This window comes from Streptococcus sp. WM07 (assembly GCF_004570525.1).
Classification (GTDB): domain Bacteria; phylum Bacillota; class Bacilli; order Lactobacillales; family Streptococcaceae; genus Streptococcus.
Window position 1 is genome coordinate 1 of sequence record NZ_SPPZ01000014.1, and the last position, 15270, is coordinate 15270.

14 protein-coding genes are annotated in these 15270 nt (G+C 40.7%); 2 read left to right on the plus strand and 12 right to left on the minus strand.

Translation table 11 applies throughout. The annotated features are described in order from the left end of the window. Positions 1 to 163: 163 nt before the first annotated feature. From E4T71_RS02905 to E4T71_RS02940, 8 genes are all read right to left on the minus strand, one after another. Positions 164 to 1036: an Rgg/GadR/MutR family transcriptional regulator gene (locus E4T71_RS02905; RefSeq protein WP_135036589.1), complete on the minus strand. Its 873-nt coding sequence runs from the start codon at positions 1034 to 1036 to the stop codon at positions 164 to 166. Positions 1037 to 1102: 66 nt separating this feature from the next. After that, positions 1103 to 2038: a manganese-dependent inorganic pyrophosphatase gene (locus tag E4T71_RS02910; protein WP_135036592.1), complete on the minus strand. Its 936-nt coding sequence runs from the start codon at positions 2036 to 2038 to the stop codon at positions 1103 to 1105. A 77-nt stretch (positions 2039 to 2115) separates the two neighbouring features. Next, positions 2116 to 2910 (minus strand): pyruvate formate-lyase-activating protein, encoded by a 795-nt coding sequence (gene pflA, locus E4T71_RS02915; protein WP_135036595.1) that lies wholly within the window; start codon positions 2908 to 2910, stop codon positions 2116 to 2118. Between the two features lie 111 nt (positions 2911 to 3021). Further along, positions 3022 to 4371, minus strand: a complete 1350-nt coding sequence (locus E4T71_RS02920; protein ID WP_135036598.1) for a hemolysin family protein — start codon at positions 4369 to 4371, stop codon at positions 3022 to 3024. Positions 4372 to 4461: 90 nt separating this feature from the next. Further along, on the minus strand, positions 4462 to 5601 hold the full coding sequence (locus E4T71_RS02925) for a site-2 protease family protein (protein ID WP_135036601.1): 1140 nt from the start codon (positions 5599 to 5601) through the stop codon (positions 4462 to 4464). 16 nt (positions 5602 to 5617) lie between these two features. Then, positions 5618 to 6148: a hypothetical protein gene (locus E4T71_RS02930; protein ID WP_135036603.1), complete on the minus strand. Its 531-nt coding sequence runs from the start codon at positions 6146 to 6148 to the stop codon at positions 5618 to 5620. Position 6149: 1 nt separating this feature from the next. Next, a complete protein-coding gene (locus E4T71_RS02935; RefSeq protein ID WP_135036605.1) occupies positions 6150 to 6566 on the minus strand; it encodes a VOC family protein in 417 nt (138 codons plus the stop codon). Continuing rightward, positions 6559 to 6942 (minus strand): VOC family protein, encoded by a 384-nt coding sequence (locus E4T71_RS02940; protein WP_135036608.1) that lies wholly within the window; start codon positions 6940 to 6942, stop codon positions 6559 to 6561. Before E4T71_RS02940 ends, E4T71_RS02935 begins: the two co-directional genes overlap by 8 nt. A gap of 108 nt (positions 6943 to 7050) precedes the next feature. Between E4T71_RS02940 and E4T71_RS02945 the strand changes: the two genes are divergently transcribed. After that, positions 7051 to 7788 carry a peptidylprolyl isomerase gene (locus E4T71_RS02945; protein ID WP_135036611.1) on the plus strand — a complete coding sequence of 246 codons (738 nt, stop codon included), beginning with the start codon at positions 7051 to 7053 and terminating at the stop codon, positions 7786 to 7788. 167 nt (positions 7789 to 7955) lie between these two features. After that, positions 7956 to 8882 (plus strand): aldo/keto reductase family oxidoreductase, encoded by a 927-nt coding sequence (locus tag E4T71_RS02950; RefSeq protein WP_135036614.1) that lies wholly within the window; start codon positions 7956 to 7958, stop codon positions 8880 to 8882. A gap of 227 nt (positions 8883 to 9109) precedes the next feature. On the opposite strand, the gene E4T71_RS02955 is transcribed toward E4T71_RS02950, so the two are convergent. From E4T71_RS02955 to E4T71_RS02970, 4 genes are all read right to left on the minus strand, one after another. Beyond that, positions 9110 to 9679: a GTP pyrophosphokinase gene (locus E4T71_RS02955; RefSeq protein WP_135036617.1), complete on the minus strand. Its 570-nt coding sequence runs from the start codon at positions 9677 to 9679 to the stop codon at positions 9110 to 9112. 81 nt (positions 9680 to 9760) lie between these two features. Continuing rightward, positions 9761 to 12841 carry a type III restriction-modification system endonuclease gene (locus tag E4T71_RS02960; protein ID WP_135036620.1) on the minus strand — a complete coding sequence of 1027 codons (3081 nt, stop codon included), beginning with the start codon at positions 12839 to 12841 and terminating at the stop codon, positions 9761 to 9763. 10 nt (positions 12842 to 12851) lie between these two features. Beyond that, the gene (locus tag E4T71_RS02965; RefSeq protein ID WP_135036623.1) at positions 12852 to 13490 is read right to left on the minus strand and encodes an SLATT domain-containing protein; all 639 of its coding nucleotides are present in this window, start codon (positions 13488 to 13490) and stop codon (positions 12852 to 12854) included. 1 nt (position 13491) lies between these two features. Then, positions 13492 to 15195, minus strand: coding sequence for a site-specific DNA-methyltransferase (locus tag E4T71_RS02970; RefSeq protein ID WP_135036626.1), 1704 nt, complete (start codon positions 15193 to 15195; stop codon positions 13492 to 13494). Positions 15196 to 15270: the final 75 nt, after the last annotated feature.

Sequence of the window (15270 nt, forward strand, 5' to 3'; positions counted from 1 at the left end):
ATTTCGCTATCCCTTCCTCTCCCCGCTACCTCACGATAGTCAGGCTTGGGATTCGCTATTGGGTTCACCGGTAGCAGGTGCCCACAGAGGACTTACACCTCAGATGTACGACATGCCCGTCGTACTGTAAAAAAGGAACCAAACTGCGGTTCCTTTTTTACATCTAATTTTTACTCTCTTTGATTTTCTGAGCTGCTTTGACCCGATTCTCATAAGACTGAGCTAAATGAATGCTCCCCAGTTCACGGAAAGTCTGAATCACTTTTTCCATTTCCATCAGACCTTTACGCTCATCATGGAAAAAGAATTCAAACATCCCTTCCGCATATTGAATCACCATTCGTTCAAAAATATCTCTCTCTTCAAAGTGATTATTCTGAATAAATTTTCGGTAATATTGGGCATCAATCAACTCCTGGCGTTCACTGGAAAGAACAAAAGCCTCTAAAACCAAATAATTCATCATTCGCCGATTGATAGGCAATTCCTTATAAAATTCCGAACGTGAAATCATCTCTTTAGACAAGGTCATAAAGAGGGTATGTCGGAAACGATGCATCGAGTGCATAAAGAGTAAGAGTTCATAGTAACCCCAATACTCCACTCCAATTAAATAATCGGTCAATACATTTAAATCATGCTCAGATACAACCGATTCCCCCGTCATTTCCTCTAGCTTGATTTTAATAATAATCGTATTGAGTTCATGAAATAAGCGGCGTAAGCGTGGTTTGACAGGTCTAGAAGCCAAAAGATGGCGCATGCTGACAACATCGTTTCGAAGAACATAGATGTCCATTTTATACAGTAACTCTTGTAATTCGTCTCGCTTAAAGTCTTGAACTGCATACATAAACTCTGACATGGGCATGTTAATCTCATCTAAGGCAATTTTAAATTTTGAGATAGTCAAATCAGACTGCTCATTTTCAAAACGAGACAGCTGGGAAACCGATAATTCCTCATTTGAGATTGAACGCAAGGACAGGCCGCGAGACTGCCGGAATTGTTTAAAAACTTTGCCAAATGATTTCATACAGACCCTTTATATTTTTTGAGTAGGAAAGAAGGCAGATCAACATTAGACCCACCTTCCTCACATTTAATTAGCAAAAGCAGTTGTCAGTTGCGGAACAACTTGTTTTTTACGAGACACAGCACCAGGTAAGAAGGCGTGATTGTTTTCTAATTTGAAACCAAATGCTGCTTCAACCTTATCTGGATTAGCACCCAATGTCAAAATTTCAGAATTGGAATTGACAATATCTGTAATCATCAAAACAAAGTCAGAGTAACCTTCTGCTGCCATCGCAGCCTGCATAGCTGCTTCAATTTCTTCCTGACGTTCTAAAATTTCAGAAATATCAACGGTATTCACTTGAGCTACGCGAACAGTGTTACCACTCAATTCAAAGCTCTTAGCATCAATATCAATTAAATCTGCTGCAGATTTGCTAGAGAGATTGGTACCTGCTTTTAACATTTCAAGTCCATAAGTTTCTAGCTCAACCCCGGCAAGCTCAGCCAATTCTGCTGCCAATGGAATATCCGTTGCGTGTGTTGTTGGAGATTTCAACAAAAGAGTATCTGAAATCAAACCAGAAAGCATCAAGCCTGCAATTTCTTTTGGCACTGAAACTTGATTTTCTTTAAACATACGGTAGACAATCGAAGATGCAGATCCAACAGGTTCAAGACGCATAAACAATGGATTCGCAGTTTCAAAGTTAGCCACACGGTGGTGATCCACAACTCCGAATACTTCAACATCGCGGATTCCTTCCGCAGATTGTTGGAATTCATTGTGGTCCGTCAAGATAACCTGCTCAACCCCCTCATTAGAAAGGGATTGGATTTCACGTGGTGTTTCAATTCCAAAATAGTCTAGAACAAAGCGAGTTTCTTCATTTGGCTGTCCCAAAATAACCGCTTCTGTCTCCAAGCCATGAGCTTGGTTAGCCAAGTAAGCGTAAGCATATGATGATGCAATGGCATCTGTATCAGGGTTTTGATGACCAAAAACCAAGATTTTTGACATGATTCTACCTCTTTTCCTATTTTCACTTACCATTTTAACACAAAGCAGGCTCTTCTACCAAGTGACAATATTAGAAATTAACCCTTTTGCACTCGCTTGAGATAGTCCTGATAGGATTCAGTCTCCATCAACTTCTTGGCATTCTCAACCCGCTCTTTAGTTGGCGGTTTCACACCTTTTAGAGGATAGTCAATTCCCAATTTTTCCCACTTAAATTCACCCATTGTATGGTAAGGAAGAATCTCGAATTTATCCACATTCTTAAGGGTTTTAATAAATTCACCCAATTCTTTCAAATCATCATCTCGATCAGTCAAACCAGGTACCAATACATGACGAATCCAAACAGGAATTCCTTTATCAGATAAGTAGCGAGCACAATCCAGAATGTTTCTATTACTTTGACTAGTAACAAATTTATGCCGCTCATCATTGATTTCCTTGATATCCAGTAACACCAAATCAGTTACCTCCATCAAGCGATCAAAAACTTCTAAATACTCAGGCTTATTCCGGAAAGGTAGGGCACAAGTGTCTAAGGTTGTATGGATTCCCAGTTCTTTTGCTTTGGTAAAAAGAGCAATCAAAAAGTCAATTTGCAGGAGGGCTTCTCCACCGCTAACGGTAATCCCACCATTCTTACCCCAATAACCCTTATAGCGAAGTGCTTCTGCCAGGATATCATCTACTGTACGCGTCTGAGCCTGCTCATTCTCAAAAGCCCAAGTATCCGGATTGTGACAGTATTGGCAGCGCATCTTACATCCCTGCAAGAAAATAATAAACCGAATCCCCGGCCCATCGACGGCTCCGAAACTCTCGGTTGAATGCACATATCCTGTTACCTGACCATAATCAACGACTTGTCCCATGGCTGCCCTCCTGTAAGCGTTTTACACTATTTAGTATAGCACTTTTTTTGAAAAATGTCTTGCCTTTTCATGATTACACATGAAAAGGCTGGGTGAACCCAGCCTTTTCTTCTACTTGGAAGGAACTTCTTCCACGTCTACCTCTTCTTCTATTTTTTCAATGTGAAGACGAAGTTTAGTTACCCGACCTTTTTTCACTTTATCATTGCTCATGGTCAAACGATAGCCATTTGACTCCAAGTCAATGGAAAGGCGTTCCGCCTCTGTCGGTATACTTCCCAGGGTAGTGATGTAGTAACCAGCAATGGTATCCACATCATCACTTTCCAACATAACATCAAAATGTTCATTGAAATCATTCAAGGTCATAGCACCAAGGACAATATAGCTTCCATCCGTCAATTCACGAACTGCAAGTTCAGCCTTATCTGTCTCGTCTTCAATCTCTCCAACAATTTCTTCCAACAGATCTTCTAAGGTAACCAGCCCCGCTACTCCACCATATTCATCCAGTAAAATTGCCATCTGATTTTGCGTATTGCGTAAAGAAGTCAACAGATCATCTACAAACATGGTTTCCGGTACAAATAACGGTTCCTGCAAAATTCTCTGTAATGGCAGATTTTCAAAACCAGAAGTGAAAGCCTCGGTCAAAATCCGCTTGGTATGCAAGATTCCGATCACATTGTCCTTATCATCTTCGTAAACAGGAATCCGTGAGAAGTTTTGTTTTAAAATGGCTTGAATATTTTCCTCACTTGGATTTTTAATATCCACCATGAAGGCATCCGTCCGCGGCACCATCAATTCACGCGCCATCAATTCATCAAGAGTAAAGACCCCCTGAAGCATCTCCAATTCTTCCGCATCCAAGCTCTCCTCACTTTTCAAGAGCATGTATTCGATCTCATCCCGTGTCATTTTTTCATCTGCATCATCAAACTCCATCGGCGTCAGACGACTGAGAAGATTTGTTGAGGCTGATAACAACCAAACAAAGGGGCTAACAATTTTTCCCAAGAAAAGAATCACAGGCGCCGTCCGCACAGCTAAAGATTCCTTCAAGTTTAAGGCTATCCGCTTAGGATAAAGTTCCCCAAGAACAATCGAAATATAGGTCAAAAGTGCTACTGCTAGAAAACTACCTGCTGCATAAGCCGTCTCACTTCCTCCCAACCATGCTGCAATCATCTTTCCCAGAGTGTCTGCTAAACTAGCCCCGGCTAAGATGTTGATAAGGGTAATCCCTACTTGAATTGTAGATAGAAAATGATTCGGCTCTTCTAAAATCGCTAATAGACGTTGATAAGCCCGATCACCTTCCTCTGCCTTCTGCTCCACACGAGACCGATTCAAAGACACCATAGCCATCTCAGAAGCTGAAAAAAAGGCATTTAAAAAGGTCAAAACAAAAAGCAATACAATCTGAAACACCAGATTCTGACTGCTAGGATCTTCCATGAGTTTTTTCTCCTAAAAATATAAATATAAGCTATTCTACCACACTTTTACAAAAACTCAAGAAAATCTCTGTTTCCTTGAGTTTTTACTTTATGAAAATAGGTTCGCAACATCTTCACCAGCCGCAATTCGGTCAACCATATCCACATCCTCCAACACCATCTCAATCTCAGCTTTAATCGGATAGGTCTGGAGCACTTTCTCAAGTCGCTTACGAATAGCGTCCGCCTCTGCTTGATCCTGATTGCAAAGACGGGCAATGCCATACTGGATCGAAAGTATAGACGGATAATCCTTCATAGCTTTTAGCACTTGCTTAGTTTCTTTTTCTTCTAAAATAGATAGATCAACCTCACTAGGATTTTCGAAGAGTTCTAGAGATAGTAAGGATAATCGGCTAAAGATTTTCAGGAGACCTGGCAGAGTTTCCTGCCGAAGAACTAGTTTATTTAAAACCTCTCTTCCTTCCCTATAAACTCCTTTATCCAGAAGGTAAGAAGCCCAATAGTAGTTCATCATCGAAACAAAAGAGGTCTCCTCTTCAACTAGACTCTTCAAATAAAACAATTCTTCCGGTAAATCTTTAAACCGACGGCCTCTAGTTAGTCCTTCTGTCACCATCAACTGCTTGACAAAAGCCTCTCGTGCAACAGAGCTACGATATAATTCCCAAGCATTCATCCCATCATTAGAAATGATTTTCCCTTTTAAAGGGATTCCATTGATTAGGAAGAATAGTAAATTGAGCCCTCCAAATAAGAAGAGGGAAAAGCTCCACCATGAAGGGGCCATCTTTAGCCCCAGAAAAATCAAAGGGGCAAACAGGATATTGATCAAAGGTCCACCAAGATTGTAGAGAAGAACCGGAACTTGATTATAATCTGAACCTGGCGGCACCATCAAACATTGTCCCAACGTACCATGAAGGGTATATCGTTTCCAAAACAAACCTTCATCCCAGCGAACTAAGATCCAACTTCCCACACGAAAGGAAATCAGACGATACCCAGATAAGCGACCACCAATATAGTGCCCCAATTCATGAATAAAGATGACCACAATAAAAAGCAAAAATAAAAGGAGGTAGATGAAAAAGAAATTTACAAATCCAGCCTCAAACAGCGAATAGGCCGGAAGATGAGCAATCATCGCTCCCAATTGATAGCCTAACCAAAATCCGACTCCCAAAATTAGGACCCAAACCATAAACTTATAAAATTTCTTTTTCATCCTGAGCTCACTTCTCCTACATTTTCTTAGGGTGACGATCCAATACCTGAGGATGTTGCTCAAACAAGACTTGACCCTCTGGTGTCAAGACATAACCACGAATATCAAAACTAGCTTCCAAGGTACTTTCCTCTACCTGGCTCAGAAGTGCCTGATCTAATTCAGCCGCTTTCATTTTAGAGAACCCTTTGACACCTTGATTTTTCAGAATCGCTTTCTTCTGTCCCACATTAATATGAGCTAAGGATTCACGCGCACTCTGCTTGCGAACCAAGTCTCGGTCTACTAAACCTTCCAAATGACGCGGGGCATCAATCCCATAGGTGTATTCAAAATACTTAGGGAAAACAGACTCCGTCGTGAAAGTTCCCAAGGCAATCCGCCAGAGCAAAATGACATCACCAGCCAGAACATCTCCCTCCAAGGGCTCCATATTCTTTCGAGGTACCGCCGGGGCGACCTTACCACTAGCATGGTCTTGGGCTTGTTGCTCCGAGATAAAGGGCTGAACCGGATAGTCCGCATAGCGTTCACTCAGACTAACCATCTTAAGCCTCAACTTCTGTAGAAATTTGCCAGTTAATACCGTATTTATCAATCAAGTTAGCGTAGGCAGGCGACCAGAAGGTTTCCTGTAATTCAAGTGTCACTTCTTGAGCTTCTTCTTTCAGCGCATCATAAAGCTTTTGAGCCGCCTCCACAGAATCTACAATAATTGTGGGAACTACGTTACGACCTGGATTGTAGGCATATTCTGGACTTTCGTCAGAGATTTGCAGACGAATACCGTCTACCACCAATTGCGCATTCAAGACTAAATCCTTATGCTCTTCTGGAACGTCAGGAATCGCGTCACCCCAGAGTGTCAAGCTTCTAAGCTCAGCACCTAACACGCCCTTGTAAAACTCAACAGCCTCTTGGCCATTTCCATCTGTCACTAAATAAACTTCAATTCCTTTAATCATGTTTTACCTCACGAATTGCAAAATAATTTTCTTCTAAATCTGAAAAATTAAAGACCCGCATAAAACCTAGGTCTACAATAGGCATAACCAATACGCCCATATCTAGCATATATTGGTAAGTTTCTTCCAAATTAGTAGATTCCATCAAAAAAGACGGTGTGCCTAAATCCAATTCAGGACTCAATTCAGCCACCTTAGCCTTGTCCTGAAGGACAATCTTCACTTGGCTATCCTTCTTAGGAGCCACTAAATAGGACACCATGCCCATATTTTCCTGACGTTCTACCAATTCAAAACCAACCTGTTCTTTCCAAAACTTGGCAGCTGCGTCAATATCTTTCACATAGACCATGACTTGGCCCAGAGATTCAATCATTGTCTTTTCCTCCGTTCTTTCTCAGTATACCATATAATGACCCTTTAAGGCTTGAATCTCTTCTCTCCATTCGCTATAATGAGCAAAGAAAGTGAAAGGAATCCGATCATGAAAAAACTACTGACTCTTGTCCTACTGATTAGTGCAGCAGCCTTAGCATTCACCATCTATAACAACCAGCCCAAACAAGAATTAAGCCTGAGCGCTCAACTTCAGGAAGTCCTCAAAAATCCAGAGGCTGAATTCCCACAACTAAATAAAAAAACTGCCAAAAAGGAACCCGTCGTCATCCTCAAAACCAGCCAGGGAGACATCACCATCAAACTCTTCCCTGAATATGCACCCTTAGCAGTGGAAAATTTCCTAACTCACGCCAAAGAAGGCTATTACGACGGTCTCACCTTTCACCGGGTTATCAAAGACTTTATGATCCAAACTGGTGATCCTAAAGGAGACGGTAGCGGAGGCGAATCCATCTGGGCCGGCAAAGACAGCGAAAAAGACCCCGGCACAGGCTTTGCCAATGAAATCAGCCCTTATCTCTACAATCTTCGAGGGGCCGTCTCCATGGCCAATGCTGGAGCCGATACCAACGGTAGTCAATTCTTTATCAACCAAAACAACCAAGATATCTCTGGCAGACTAGATCCAACAACCTACCACAGTAAAATCATCCAAGCCTACAAAAACGGTGGCAATCCCAACCTAGATGGATCTTACACCGTCTTCGGCCAAGTCATAGCAGGTATGGACATTGTTGATCAGATTGCAGCCGTTGAAACCGATGACAAGGATAAACCCAAAGAAGATGTCGTCCTTAAAAAAATTGAGATTCAATCAGAATAACATGAAAATCCTCAAGCTTTGAAGCCTGAGGATTTTTTCTGTAACAAAAGAAAACCGGGCTTTTCCGGAAGTATGCAAGAGGAATCCCCTCTCAAAGAGCCTTTACTTTATTCCTAAATCCGTATATAATGAAATCGCTTTTCAAGAAAATCGAAAGGATTAATACTATGAAAACCTTTGAATTCGGCCAAGATAAAACTAAATTATCCAGTATTGTACTTGGCTTAATGCGTATCAAAAACCTGTCCCCTTCTCAAGTCGAAGAATTGATTGAAACAGCCCTATCCGTCGGAATCAATACCTTTGACCTAGCAGATATCTATGGAGGTGGTCGCTCCGAAGAAATACTTGGACAGATTTTGAAAAACAGACCCGACCTTAGAGAGCAAATGTGGATTCAATCCAAATGCGGCATCCGTATCGAAGAATTCACCTACTTTGACTTCTCCAAAGAACACATTCTCAATTCCGTAGAAGGAATCCTCCAACGACTACACATCGACCAGTTGGATAGCCTCCTACTCCACCGACCAGATGTTCTGATGGAACCAGAAGAAGTTGCGGAAGCTTTTGATCACTTAGAAAAAACAGGCAAGGTTCGTCATTTTGGAGTCTCCAATCAAAATCCGATGATGATTGAACTCCTGAAAACAGCGGTTTCCCAACCACTCATGATCAACCAGCTCCAACTTAGTGCTGCCTTTGCTCCAGAATTCGATGCAGGATTTCATGTGAACATGGAAAAAAACATCTCCAACTCTGGAACAACAAGTATTTTTGAATATGCTAGAGCTAATGACATGGTGATTCAAGCCTGGTCAGTCCTACAACATGGCTACTTCCAAGGCGTGTTTATCGGAGACCAGACATTTGAAAAACTCAACCAAGTCCTCAATCGATTAGCCCAACAATACCAAACCACTCCTTCTGCTATTGCCATCGCCTGGGTCCTTCGCTACCCCACAAACATGCAAGCTATCATTGGCACAACACAACCCCAACGAATCCTAGAAGCCGCTCAAGCCTCTGAAATCACACTTAGCCGAAAAGAATGGTATGAAATCTACCTCGCAGCAGGGAAAACTCTCCCCTAATACTACTTGAAAACAAGGGTAAAAAAACCGCTCATTTTTTGTAAGAGAAAATGAGCGGTTTTTAAGCAATTTTTTATCACAGATGCAACCATAAAATCCAGCGGTTTGCACCTGCCCAACTCCTATAAGTCAGTTCAACAAAGGCAATATTTGGAATAAAAGTACGCTCTTGGAAATAATCTAAAAAGCAGAGGGGGAAAGTATTTTTCCGTCCTCTGTTTTCTTTGTTATCCTTTAAAATCAACAAACCCTCTCTTATAAAGCCTGTGACTTTGAATATTTCCATCGACATCCTTGGCATCCCATATCTGAAGTTCCCAAGGATAGTAAAAATTACTCTTATTTTTAAAATAAACATGAATTCCGATATATCCGTCCTTATCACGGAGATACCAATTTTTTAAACCAAAGGCATCTTTCCACTCATCTAAGCGTTCCATCACCTGAGTGATCTCCTCCGACGTTACTATCACCCGAGCACCAAAAATATCATTCAAGATTGAGTTAACAGGGTAGCCTTCCTTACGTTCAGAAAAGCAATCGATTTTATCAAGAATGCTTTCAGAGGTTTTCACACGGTAAACATAGGCGATATCTTGAAGATTCGCTTTCATTAAGTAATCATTAATAGACTCATGTAGATTTAAACGATAAGCCAAAATTGCTGAAGTTGGAACCTTAGAAAAGGTATGTTTGAGATTTACCTTTTGAACCTTGCCCGTTTCAAAATAATCAATTGAATATTCTTTGTGAATACGATTAATTTCTGAAATCAATCGTTCAACTTTCTGAATCATGTTGAGTACCTCCTAGAAAGTCCGTAAAACTAATCGAAGTAAATACCTTAGTTTCATTTTATCAAAGACTTCGTTTCTAGTCTAATCTCTTATAATCTCCAATAATTCCTTATAATCACTAACCACCCCATAAATCTCCTCTTGGCCTGTAATTCCACGTTCACGGAGGGCTTGGAAATGTTTTTTTGCACACTCAATTTTTGCTTTCTCAGCTCCTTTGAGTTGGAGACTAGATATATCTCCTTTTGTTTCAGCTACAAAATAAACATGTTTGACACTTCCATCTCTAAAGGCAATAGCCCAATCAGGATTGTAGTCACCTAAAGGAGTCGAAATCCTAAAAGCACTCGGAAGCTTGCTGTAAACTCGAACTTCTTGGTTCTGATCCAATTCCAAAGCAAAGTTTTTTTCAACATCAGAATCCACCTTCACATAGTTATAGATTCCCTTCTCAGATTCTATCATATTATCATCAGAGATTTTCCCAGTCAGAGGATTATCTGTAAAAATCATAGTATCATAGGTTTCATCCAAGATATGGTATTGCAAATGTTCAATCATTCGACTAGCTTTTTGTTCCGTAATAATTTGACTGGTTTTTCGAATAAAGCTTTCCGGATTATAGGAGAACCACTCAAACTTATAGGGCGCCATTTTACTTAGAATCTCAGCAATGGTCCGTCGCTTGAGCTCTGTCCGATTCGCAATTTCACCCAGTAAATCATAGGTTATTTCGATAGATGGCTTATCCACGTACTCAGACCGCTTGCCATCCTTAATAACCTGAAAGTCATATCCTTCCTCAACCGTCATTTGAGCTGCCTCAGCTTCGATGATTTGATAAGAAGGTTTGGGCACCTGTAAATCCGCATTCAGAGCAGCCACAGCCTTGTCAATCAATTCTTGATCGTCAAAATCAACCATGTAGACAGACTTATGATGAATCTTGGCCCATAATTTTTTAAATTCCTGACTCTCATAATTATCCGCATTCAGTTGCTTGGCAAAGACCACTTCCGTATCATTTTCAGATTCAATCACATAAGAACCTTCGGTGTAGACACTTTGAAGCAATTCTTGAATAGCTGTTTCATAGCCCGCAAATTCCTCAGACAGAGAAAGACTTGCCTCCTTGCCTGCACTTAGGTAAGTTTCAGTCAACTGGCCTTTCTTGTCAATAACTTCTTGACTTCGGAGTAGATAAACCAGCTCATCAGCATCCTCGGATGAAAGTGACAGTTCTTGGCCTGAAGACGACTGAAGAATTCTTCCTGCAAACAAGCTCGCATCAACCTTACTTGGACGATCTTTCAGATCTTTTTTCAGTTCCCTCTGAAGACTCTTGGCAAATTCTTCATAAGATTCATTGGCAATAACTGTGAGTTTGTTAATGTTGTATATATCCTCTCCCAGAAGTTCCTTGTCCTGACGAACCCCTTGCTGATCGACTGCCAAACGCATTCCACGACCAATTTTTTGTCGCTTCTCCGTTTCCGTTCCCGTATTTTTCAAGGTACAGATTTGAAACACATTGGGATTATCCCAGCCCTCCTTGAGTGCTGAATGGGAAAAGATAAAACGGACCGGCTCTTCAAAAGACAAGAGTCGTTCTTTGTCCTTCATAATCAAGTCATAGGCCTCAGTTTCATTGCTAGTATTGACCTTATCCACGAACCAAATTTGACCAGACTTTTTCTTTTTATCCGCCGCAAAGTATCCGGCATGAACTCCTTGCCCCTCTTGAAATTGATTCAAATAATGCCAATAAGGAGTCCCATGAAGATCAGGATCCTCCAAGAGCGCCTCAACCTGAGTTCGATACTCCTCCTCAAAAACATCAGCGTAAGTCCCATTAAAGGCTTGATTCCCTTCATCATATTGCTTATACTTGGCTACCTCATCAATAAAGAAAAGAGATAAAACCTTAATTCCACGTTTATAAAGAAGTCTTTCCTTCTGCAAATGACTGGCAATCGTCTCCCGAATCTGGATTCTCCGCAAATCCTCTTCATTGGTTTCGCCAATCACTTCTCCGACGTAAAGCTTGCGACTAGCTCCAATCTGAATGGAATTCTCACCCTCACGCGCATCAAAATGACTCAAGGTCCAGCCATCCTGGTAAGCTGGTAACTCCCCTGACTCTTCAAACAAGGCAAAGGGTTCCTCCACCAAGCGCGTCACCCGTTTAATAGCCCCTGACTTGGTTCGTACTTCAAACTCAATCCGAGCCTTAGGACCTCCTGATTTTTGAAGCACCAATTCTTGGAGATAGAGATAGCCCTGGGTTCCAGTTGTCGCTGACTGCTCTACCGTCTTAACTGCAATCTTTTTAACTAACTTCTGATTGTAAGCATCCAGAGCATCCAAACGATAGACCATATCATGCTTGTCTCTATGCGTTGCCGAATAACGAAGAGTAAAGAGCGGTTTAAAATCTGCCAATCTCTTCTTGGTCTTAGCCCCCTCAACCGACTGCGGTTCATCGATAATCAGAATCGGGTTAGTCGCTGCCAAAACATCAATAGGCTTGCGCCAGCGAAAACTCTCCTGTTCCATCCGAATCCGACGGGCATCCTTACCACTAGCATTAAAAGCCTGCGAGTTGATAATCATCACTTGAATATTAGATGAATTGGCAAAAGTATCCAAATCTCGCAAACGCTTTGAATCGTAGACAAAATAGCGAGGCTTCTTCCCATACTCCATTTGGAAATGCTCCTCCATCATTTGGAAAGACTTGAGCACTCCCTCCCGAATCGCCACACTCGGTACTACAATGATAAATTTGAGCCATCCGTAACGCTTATTCAATTCCATAATCGTGCGAATATAGGTATATGTCTTCCCAGTTCCCGTCTCCATCTCCACACTCAAGTTATAAGAAGGACTCCCCTCAATCCGCGAAACCGATAGCTCCTCAGACGGCCACAAACCAAACCGCGCCTGCTTGATCCGAACCTGGTCCCGAATCACAGACTCTGAAAGTTTAATGGGCACATTCCGAAACCCTAAAACATCCAAAGGAGCCTCATCACCTAAAGCACTAAGTCCTTGATCCATCATATACTGGAGCCCCTCATGAAGCGGTTGCCCCTCAAACACATCCACTACCGCAGAAACCGCATCTAGCTGAAATTGTTGTTCCTTAAATTGAAGTTTCATAGCTGGTCTCCTATCTAAAATTTATATATAGATATACAAAAGCAGCAATAATAAAAGGCTGAACATTCACAAATAGATTATCCAAACTAAAATCGGCATAGATTAAACATTGTTCTATATGACTAAGGAAACTACTTACTCCTTCTTTTTCCTTTTTTTTGCTTCGCTTTGTAGCTTTTTTATGGTCTAAATTACTATGATTTTCGATTCCTTGGAGACTAAGTTGGTATAGTTTCATAATCTTCTTATGTTCACTCAACTTCTCTTCATCACTACGATCTGTAGAGTCTAACAGTAAATATTTATTTGCTAATAGAAAATTCTCTACGTCCAGTTGATGATAATGAAATTTTAGTGCTCGCTCATTATAATTAAGTTTCGACACGAAACTTTGAATAAACAATGTATAGATTGAAAATATAGAAGAAATTAACAAACTATTCTTGCTGTCTGTTTCGATTACAATAGAATAAACGAGTAAACTTGCTGAGATTAAATTCATAAAAAGAAAAACAAATTCCCATTTTTTAGCGTAAGAATACAAACGTTCACTTGCTAAAACTCTAGCGGTTCTAACAGTAGTAATTGTCTTAGCTTTAAGATTTATTTCATACCTTACGTCCCTATCTTTAAAATCCTTATAATCCATACTACACCACCTTCACTTTCGTTTCTGGTGATTCTTCTTTAAAAATCTGCATCAGGTTAATCTTACCAGCAGAATTGGCAAAGCTTTCATCTTTAAAGACAGCACGCAGTGGTCTTTCCTTGGCAATCTTACGAATAACTGATTCGGTCATGTCGTCTGCAAAGCAAGCAAAGAGACTACCTTCGGCGACATCAAAAACTCGGATACCATCTATCTCACTTTGAACGACAGGTAGAGACAATTCCATCCCCCAAGTGAGCATGATTTGGAAGAGCAGATCAAAACCGCTTCGCGCTTCTTTAATATTGGAAACACTATCAAATAAATTCTTTTGCGTAAACACTCCAGGCTTTTGTCCAACATCCTTAAAGTTCGAACTATCTAATCTATAGGCCCTAAAACCATAATCCTGTTTTCCAATAGTCTCCGGATGCTCCTCCTGAATTTCTTGAGCTGCCCGACGAATCCGCTCACGTGAAATCTGGTCAATGGTCTGGTAGCCAGCTTCTTTGGCAGCTGACTTCTCAGCAACTTCCTCATCCAAGGTACACAAGATATACTTCCGATTCCCACCATCTTCGGCATTCAATTGCATAACAGCATCTGCTGTTGTGGCTGAACCAGCAAAGAAATCAAGGATTAAGAGATTTTTATTATTTTGAAATTCAACTAAGTATTCAATTAAGTCAACAGGCTTGGGGTTTGTAAATAAACCTGATCTGTCAAAAAGACTGTCCAAATACTTCTGAGCAATTTCATTGACAGTTACACCCACACTCCTATCAATTAAGCTAGGAGGAACTTCCCTATCATATTCTTCTTTCTCATAAGAAGGGGAAAAAGCCTTAGTTTTAATTGAAATTTTCGTCCCTTTCTTTAATTCAGCATTTAAATATTCTTGCCCCCATTTAAACTTTCCTTCAAGTATCACCGGTTTTATAAAGACTTTATTTCTTACCTCGGTTTTTTCTAGTAAATTTATATCATATGATTCTGTTCCATACCTTCCTGCTTCATATATACCATCTGGTAGATTGGTATCTACTATATTTTCCGGAAACTCCAATTTATGTACACTGTTAGATTGATTCATAAGGCCGTTATTACTTGAACTATATTTTTGCACCCCATAAAAACGATCAATATATCCTTTTTTGTATGAAAAAATAAATTCAGTGCTCTGTCTAACTGTTTTACTCAAATTAGCTGGTGTATCAGTACGTTTCCAGACATATTGACCACAAAAATTCTCCTCCCCAAATATTTCATCACAGATGGATTTGAGGTTGGCTTGTTCGTTATCATCGATAGAGATAAAGATGATACCGCTTTCTTTGAGGAGGTTTCTTGCTAGAACAAGACGGGGATACATCATATTAAGCCAGTCGGAGTGATAACGGGCGGAGCTTTTTTCATTTTTTGTTAGGCCAATTTTCTTCTGACCTTGGTCATCTAGAAGATCCATGTCTTCTAAAAGTTCTTCTTCGGACTTTTGGAATTTATCGGAATAGACAAAGTCTTTTCCTGTGTTATAAGGTGGATCGATATAGATCATATCGATTTTATCTAGATAGGATTCTTGAAGGATTTTTAGAACTTCAAGATTGTCACCAGTAATAAAGACATTCTCAGACTTTTCAAAATCAACACTCTCCTCAAGATCTGGTCTTAGGGTTTTTGTGGTCGGTTTGCCTGCCTCAGCCATGGCTTGGCGCTTGCCGACCCAGGTAAATTCATAGGTTTCTCGTCCTTGGGCAAGGTCTCGATCTAGGAAGATTTT